The sequence below is a fragment of the Arsenicicoccus sp. UBA6765 genome, assembly GCF_002453335.1.
Lineage (GTDB): Bacteria > Actinomycetota > Actinomycetes > Actinomycetales > Dermatophilaceae > Arsenicicoccus > Arsenicicoccus bolidensis.
Genome location: NZ_DKGR01000044.1, coordinates 80,240 through 86,939, shown reverse-complemented (window position 1 = coordinate 86,939; position 6,700 = coordinate 80,240). Strand labels below are relative to the sequence as shown.

General features: G+C 73.1%; 9 protein-coding genes. 4 read left to right on the top strand and 5 right to left on the bottom strand.

Annotated elements, in window-relative coordinates:
- Nucleotides 1-188: 188 nt before the first annotated feature.
- The 4 genes from B4K29_RS12480 to B4K29_RS12465 all read right to left on the bottom strand — a co-directional run bounded on the left by B4K29_RS12480 (nt 189) and on the right by B4K29_RS12465 (nt 1,750).
- The gene (locus B4K29_RS12480) at nt 189-608 is read right to left on the bottom strand and encodes an Rv3654c family TadE-like protein (RefSeq protein ID WP_286967515.1); all 420 of its coding nucleotides are present in this window, start codon (nt 606-608) and stop codon (nt 189-191) included.
- 103 nt (nt 609-711) lie between these two features.
- Entirely contained in the window at nt 712-1,086 is a 375-nt protein-coding gene (locus tag B4K29_RS12475; protein ID WP_019286534.1) for a TadE family type IV pilus minor pilin, read from the bottom strand.
- 3 nt (nt 1,087-1,089) lie between these two features.
- The gene (locus B4K29_RS12470; protein WP_029212692.1) at nt 1,090-1,323 is read right to left on the bottom strand and encodes a DUF4244 domain-containing protein; all 234 of its coding nucleotides are present in this window, start codon (nt 1,321-1,323) and stop codon (nt 1,090-1,092) included.
- A gap of 184 nt (nt 1,324-1,507) precedes the next feature.
- Nucleotides 1,508-1,750 (bottom strand): hypothetical protein, encoded by a 243-nt coding sequence (locus tag B4K29_RS12465; protein ID WP_156911453.1) that lies wholly within the window; start codon nt 1,748-1,750, stop codon nt 1,508-1,510.
- Nucleotides 1,751-2,063: 313 nt separating this feature from the next.
- On the opposite strand from B4K29_RS12465, the gene B4K29_RS12460 reads away from it, so the two are divergent.
- From B4K29_RS12460 to B4K29_RS12445, 4 genes are all read left to right on the top strand, one after another.
- A complete protein-coding gene (locus tag B4K29_RS12460; RefSeq protein ID WP_286967511.1) occupies nt 2,064-2,690 on the top strand; it encodes a hypothetical protein in 627 nt (208 codons plus the stop codon).
- Nucleotides 2,669-4,078 (top strand): GGDEF domain-containing protein, encoded by a 1,410-nt coding sequence (locus B4K29_RS12455; protein WP_239262260.1) that lies wholly within the window; start codon nt 2,669-2,671, stop codon nt 4,076-4,078. The genes B4K29_RS12460 and B4K29_RS12455 overlap by 22 nt, the downstream gene beginning before the upstream one ends.
- Before the next feature lie 107 nt (nt 4,079-4,185).
- Nucleotides 4,186-4,824, top strand: coding sequence for a hypothetical protein (locus B4K29_RS12450; RefSeq protein ID WP_286967507.1), 639 nt, complete (start codon nt 4,186-4,188; stop codon nt 4,822-4,824).
- 8 nt (nt 4,825-4,832) lie between these two features.
- Nucleotides 4,833-6,128: a GGDEF domain-containing protein gene (locus B4K29_RS12445; RefSeq protein ID WP_286967505.1), complete on the top strand. Its 1,296-nt coding sequence runs from the start codon at nt 4,833-4,835 to the stop codon at nt 6,126-6,128.
- A 2-nt stretch (nt 6,129-6,130) separates the two neighbouring features.
- Here the strand turns inward: B4K29_RS12445 and B4K29_RS12440 are convergent, their stop codons facing one another.
- Nucleotides 6,131-6,562 (bottom strand): type II secretion system F family protein, encoded by a 432-nt coding sequence (locus tag B4K29_RS12440; protein WP_239262265.1) that lies wholly within the window; start codon nt 6,560-6,562, stop codon nt 6,131-6,133.
- Between the last annotated feature and the right edge of the window lie 138 nt (nt 6,563-6,700).

The following is a 6,700-nucleotide window of genomic DNA, read 5'->3' as shown; positions in this document are numbered from 1 at the left end:
CCCCCGCGCCGCCCCCCGGCCCCCCGGGGCCCCCGCCCCCCCCCGCGCCGCGCGGGCCCCCCGGGGCGGCGCCCCCGCCCGCAACGCCGGGGCCGCGGGCGCGCCCAGCGGGGACGCCCCCCGCCGCTGAGCCGGCCGCGCGGCTCACCCCGCGACCAGCACGCGCCGGCGCGCGAGGCCCCGCCCACCTAGGGCGGGGCCTCGTGCTGTCCCGGCCCGGCCCGGGCGTCGGCCCTCGCCGCACCGAGCCGGCCCGGCACGGCCACCCGAACCCGCAGCTCCACCACCTCACCGGCCACCCGGCAGCCGTCCAGGGTGGCCCCGTTGGCCCGGGCCAACTGCCCGGCTGCGGCGCACGCCTCACCAGGCAGGCCGTCGCGCACCCGGGCCGCACCCGTCAACGCCGCGAGGTCCGCCGCCGCGCGCGCCCGGTGACCGGCCAGCACCACGCCCGACACCGACAGGGCGCCCATCGCGACCAGCAGGACCACCAGGCACACCGCCAGCACCAGCACCGAGCCGGAACCACGCTCGGCGGACCGACCCTCACGACGGAGCACCACCGCCGTCAGCCCCAGCCTCGCCACCGCCGCTCTCGTCACCGCCATCACCCCGATCCTCACCGCCGCCGCACCGTGCCACCGCCCTCACACCGCGATCCTCACCGTGCCACCGCCCTCACACCGCGATCCGCACCGCCGCCGCGCCGCGTCACCGACCGACGTCGGCGCTGCCCTGCTCTCCGGCACCCTCCTCCCCGGCGCCCACCTCGACCGGCACGGTCGCCTCGGCCGACGGGGCCGGCACACCGGGAAGGAGGCGCGCCAGGCCACGCCGAGGGGCCCTGACCCGCACCGTCACGAGCCCCGCCCCGACGCCCGACCCGACCGAGCTCCCCGCCGGCGCCAGTCGCCGGGCCAGACCCAGGACCACGTCGGCACCATCACCCCGGGCCGCAGACCGCGCCGCCACGTGCGCCGCGTCGACGCACCGCACCTCGTCGATGCCCAGCGCCACGGCATGCAGACCGATCGCCAGGCACAGCGCCACCGAGAGGGTCCCGACGGCGAGCTCCGTCGTGACCACGGGTCAGCCGGTCGTCGACAGCGCAGTGGTGATGATGGACGTCAGCGCCGACCGCACCGCGTCGGAGCGGACGATCGCGATCAGGACCGCCGCGAACGCCGCAGCCGCGATCGTGCCCACGGCATACTCCGCCGTCGTCATGCCCGCCTCGTGGCGACCGTCCGTCCTGACCTGCTGCCAGCGTCCGCGGAACCATCCCCGGACCTGACCCGTGCGCCTCACCAAAGACCTGACCATGGCTGCTCTCCTCCTGCTCTCGCTGCGTGGACGTGTCCATCGTCTGGAGAAGGAGGTCCGCCGCGCAGGTCTGTCGGCGTGCCTGTGGACGGCCGCGCCCGGGACGCGGCGACCTGTGGACAGAAGGGCTTTCGAGGCGGGTTCCGGGGCGCCGGGGCCACCCGGCGCCGGCCGGATCGGCCGCCTAGGACTCGATGTAGGTGCCCTGGTGCTGCTCGGCCAGGGCCCGGAACCGCGTCTTCAGACCCTCGACGGCGCCACCGCCGTCGGCGTCCGGGAGGCGCGAGTCGGTGATGCGGACGGTCCAGCCGTCCTGGCCGCCGTCCACCTCCACCGGGTCGAAGCCCTCCTCGCGCAGCTGGCTCGCCACGTGGTCGGCGACGCCCTCGGTGGGCAGGACGAGGACGTGCGGGGGCTGGACGCTCACGGTGGGCTCCTCCGGTGCGATGGCGTGCTGGGGCGTCTCCATCCTCCCCGACACCGCCGCCGCACGACCATCGGCTCGCGCACAGGCAGCGCGCAGATCGCGCACCGTGACGGCGTCGCTGACCTTTGGTCGCGACCGGTCACTGTCCGCACACGTGCTTGTGCACTACTTGGCCCCTCCGGGGTATTTCCGCTCTCCATTGGGGTTGCCTCCGCCGCCAAGGGGGGTCTCGAACGGCGCCCGACTGCTGAGATAGGGGCAAGCCATCACGCAGCGTGCCGATTCCGCTTCGTACCGTCCTTCAGGAGTGCTCGTGCACACGTTCATCGCGGTGCTCACCGCCACGCTCGCCGCCATCGCGGGTGGGCTCGCGGGCGCCTCCTCCGCCCAGGCGTCCGAGACCGACAGCACGTATGCCGTCTCGGGCTGCCCGGCGCGCACCACCTCACCCATGCTGTCGCGCTTCGGCGACCCCAACGAGTACTTCCCCGTCCCCAACGGTGGCTTCAACCGGTGGGGCGCGGGGTGGAACGGCATGTTCAGCCTGGCTCTTGAGAACGAGCCGTGGCACGTCAACCGCGAGGCCCTGACCGGCTCGCTGCGGCTCTGGCCCGGCGACTCGGCACGCACCGCCGAGCTGTGCGTGGGCGAGGGCGAGGACTCCTTCCGCTTCTTCTACAAGGGCACGGGACAGCTGGGCAGCAGGCTGCTGGTGCGGACCACGGTCCGCTCGGACACCGGGACCTATACCTACGGCACCACCGTCGACACGTCCCGCACCGGCTGGCAGCTGTCCCCCGTCGTGAGCGTGCCCAACCACGCCACCAGCAAGGTGCAGCAGACCTCCATCGCGTTCGTCAACGCCACTCCCTTCGACTCCGTGCGGACCGTCCTCGTCGACGACGTCCTCATCGACCCATGGCGATCTCGGAGCGGCTGACCAGCAGGCAGCTCGATCCCCGGCACGACGACGTGGCGGGGACGTCGTCGCACCCGCCGCAGGTGATGGACCTGCCAGCCGGCCACCACGACCAGAGCTGCTCCGACGACCAGTGGCGGAGCACGCCCTGGGGGGCCCGCGTCCTGTCGGCCCTGCCCGGCGTGCTGGCGATCGTCGCGGCGGTGCTCGTGGCGACGATCGGCTACACGCCGCCGAGCCTGCGCTGCGTCCTGGTGGGCCTCGGCCTCGGCGTCCTCTACCTGTTCGCCTTCCGGTCACCGTTCGAGTCCTCGGTGGGCGGCTCGGTGCCCACGCAACCGGTGCTCATGGGCCTGCTGCTCGCCGCGCCGCTGCCCGGGGTCGCCCTGACCGTCCTGGCGGCGGTACTCGTCGGTGGCTGGCTCGACGGCCGACGGCGCCCGCGGGCGCTGCTGCTCGAGGCCGGCAACGCGCTGCACGTCCTGGCGCCCGTGGCGGTCCTGTGGGGCTCCCGTGATGCCCAGGGGATGGTCGACCCCACGCCCGCCGTCCTCGTGGCGGCGGTCCTGGCCCAGCTGCTGCTGGACGGGCTGTCGGCCTACCTCGCGGACCGGTGGCACGGCACCCCCCTGCGGGAGATGGTCAGACCGCTGCTGTGGACGTGGAAGGTCGACGTCCCCCTGGCCGTCCTCGGGTGGGCCCTGGTGATGGCCGTGCGCCCGTACCACCCCGTCGCGATCGCGCTCGTGGCCGTGCCGATCCTGCTCGTGCGCTTCCTCGCCAGCGACCGGGAGACCTACCTGGCCCAGTCGATCGCGATGCACGACGCGTATGCCGCAGCCAGCGCGGCAGCACGCCGGGACATCCTCACCGGCGTCGCCAACCGACGCGGCTGGACGCACGCCGTCACCGATGCCCAGGCACGGCTGACCGACACCGCCAGGCCCCTCGTCGCCACCGTCCTGTGCGCCGACCTCGACCGGCTCAAGGTCGCCAACGACATCTACGGCCACGAGCTGGGCGACGCGCTCATCCGCGACTTCGCGCAGGTCCTGCGCGAGTGCGTCCCGTCCGACGCCACCGTCGCGCGACTGGGCGGTGACGAGTTCGCGGTCCTGGTCCTCTCTCCGGCTCGACGCGGCCAGGTCGACCTGGTGGGGCAGGTGCGCGAGGCCATGCTGGCCCACCGCTCGGACCTCCCCGTGCGGCTCTCCGCCTCGTTGGGCCAGGCCAGCTGCGGTCCCGGAGGGCTTGTCGGTCAGACCCTGATCGAGGCGGACGAGGCGTCCCGGCTGGACAAGGAGGCGCGCCGTTCGGAGCGCGGGTCCGTGGGACTGGACTTCCCACCCGGCGCCCCGGGTGTCCGGGGTCAGGGTTCTCCCAGCGGAATCAGGGTCTTCGTCCGCTGAATGCGGGTGAATAGCGCCACGGCGTGCGCAATCGCCACAAAGTGTCACAACCGGAGACGTCGCGGGCACGCATCAACGCAGAACCCGCCTTCACCTTGGAGTGCACGATGCGTCGTTGGTTGACCGCTGCCGCGTTGTCCCTCGGCATCGCCGCAGGCGCCGTCCCCGCAGCTCACGCGGCCGCCCCTGCTGCCGACTCGGACACCCCCACCCAGAGCTCGTCGTCCTTCTTCGGCACGCAGTCCTGCCCCCAGCAGCCGCTGGTCGACGTCGGGGACGCCGGGTGGTACTACCTCGTCCAGAACGGCAGCTTCACCGAGGGCACCAACGCCTGGTCGACCAGCGGGCCCGTGACCGTCGTGAACTCCTCGAGCCCGCAGGACGTGATGTCCGCCGGCGGCGGGTCCCTGGCCCTCGGGTCCTACGGCTCGGCCACCTCGGCCCGTTTCTGCACGGCGAGCGACCACGACCGGGCTCGGCTGTTCTACCGGTCGCCCGGCGTCCCCGGGTCGACCCTCGTGGTGCGCATCACCTCGACCAGCAACCTCTGGCTCCGCAGCTCGTACACGACGACCTACCGCCTCGACGGGTCCACCCCCGGGTGGAAGCTCTCCCCCACGATGGTCGTGCCGGACTGGACCGACTGGACCGGCGTGCAGCAGACCTCGATCACGCTGCGGGCCTCGGGAGGCACCTTCCAGGTCGACGACGTGATGGTCGACCCGTGGCGGTACAACACCCCGTGATGTGACTCGTGACCACCAACGGGAGGCATCGCAAGGACGATGACGTCCCTGGGGCGAGCGTCCTGGACTCCCCCGGGGCGGACGAGCTCCGAGCGGAGCTGCTCGTGTCCGCGCCCTCCCGCTGGGACCGGGCGAGCGCCTGGGGTCTGTCGCTCGTCGTGGTCGGCGGCTGCTGCTACTTCCTGACCCTGGCAGGTTCCGCCTCCTGGCACTCGTACGCCCTTGCCGCCTTCCTCGTGGCGGTGTACGTCCTGGGATTCAGGACCGAGTTCCCAGCAGCCACCGGCGCGTTCGTGGCCACCGAGCCCGTGATGGTCGCGATGGTCTTTGCCCTGCCGTGGGGATGGGCTCCGAGCATCGTGCTGATCGGAGTCCTGATCGGTAGCCACACGAGCGAGGATCTCCGCTTCCCGATTCACTCGTACCTCCTCCGGATCGGTAATGCCATCCATTGTCTCGGCCCGGTGGCCGTCCTGACGTTCTTCGGAACGCGGAACGACACGACCGCTCCACTCGCGATCCTCGTGCTCGCGCTCGTCGCGCAGATCGTCGTCGATGGGGGCACTGCGCTGGTCCGTGGAGCGGTGCAGGGCGTCCCTCCCCGCCAGATGGCCAGACCGCTGCTGTGGACCTTCTCCGTGGACGCCCTCCTGGCCCCCATCGGTTTCTGCATCGTGGCGACGGCGCAGGACCGACCCTGGGCCTACCTCCTCCTCGCCACGCCGATCGTCCTGATCCGGCTGATGCAGGCCGACCGGGAGGCCCACCGCAAGCAGGCCGAGCAGATCCGGACGGCCTACACCGAGGTGCGGGAGCAGGCGCAGCTCGACCCCCTGACCGGGCTGCACAACCGCCGGGCCTGGGACGAGGCGGTCACCATCGCCGCGGTGGACGTGTCCCGTCCCGAGCGCCGGTCCGCGATCGTCATCGTCGCCGACGTGGACCACCTCAAGCTCACCAACGACACGCTCGGGCACGACGCCGGGGACGTGCTGATCCAGGAGATCGGGCACGTCCTCACCGACATCGCGCCGAGCGACGCGATGGTGGCGCGGCTGGGCGGCGACGAGTTCGGGGTGCTGTTCACCGTGTCGACGGGCTATCTCCTGCCGGACTTCGCGGTGACAGCACGCGCCCTGATGGAGCGCGCCACGCTCCGCGTCGGCCACCCGGTGTCGGCCTCGTTGGGCGTGGCGGTGTGCCCGCCGGGAGGGTCCGTGGAGGACGCCGTACGTCGCGCCGACCACTCGGCCGCGGTGGACAAGGCCGCGCGGCGGGTCAACCGGCTGCCTTCGGACCGCTGAGCTCAGCGCGTGAGGGTGGAGGCCATCCCGAGGACGACCGGCACGATCGTCGTCAGCACGAAGCCCGGCAGGAAGGTCAGGCCCAGCGGCAGCGCGAGCCGCGCCGAGAGCACCCCGGCCCGCTCGCCGGCCGCCTGAGCCTCCGCATGACGCATCGCCCGAGCCGCCTCTCCGAGCAGGCCCGAGGGAGGCACACCCGCACGCTCGGCCACCACGAAGGCCGCCGCCACGTCGCGCCAGCCGGGCGACACGAGCCGCCAGGCCTCGGACGGGGGCACTCCCCAGCGGACCGCCGCCGCCACCACCCGCAGCTCGTGCCCGGCCCGCCCGCCGACGACGGACGCCACGACGTCGAGAGCGGCCAGCAGGCCGCACCCGCCCGAGAGTGCCACCGCCAGGAGGTCTGCGCTCTCGGCGACCTGGCCGACCAGCATGGGCCGGCTTGCGTCTGCCGACGTCGGTCGATCTCCCTCGACCGACGTGAGGGGGCTCGACCCAGCAGTGGTGAGTGCGCTCGACCCTGCAGAGGTGAGTGCGCTCGACCCTGCCGACGCGGGTCCACTGGATGCCGC

Bases quoted from the DNA above. Each gene is read 5' to 3' on its own strand.
- B4K29_RS12480 (WP_286967515.1), bottom strand. From the start codon at position 608: ATGGCGGTGACGAGAGCGGCGGTGGCGAGGCTGGGGCTGACGGCGGTG.
- B4K29_RS12470 (WP_029212692.1), bottom strand. From the start codon at position 1,323: ATGGTCAGGTCTTTGGTGAGGCGCACGGGTCAGGTCCGGGGATGGTTC.
- B4K29_RS12455 (WP_239262260.1), top strand. From the start codon at position 2,669: ATGGCGATCTCGGAGCGGCTGACCAGCAGGCAGCTCGATCCCCGGCAC.
- B4K29_RS12450 (WP_286967507.1), top strand. From the start codon at position 4,186: ATGCGTCGTTGGTTGACCGCTGCCGCGTTGTCCCTCGGCATCGCCGCA.
- B4K29_RS12440 (WP_239262265.1), bottom strand. From the start codon at position 6,562: ATGCTGGTCGGCCAGGTCGCCGAGAGCGCAGACCTCCTGGCGGTGGCA.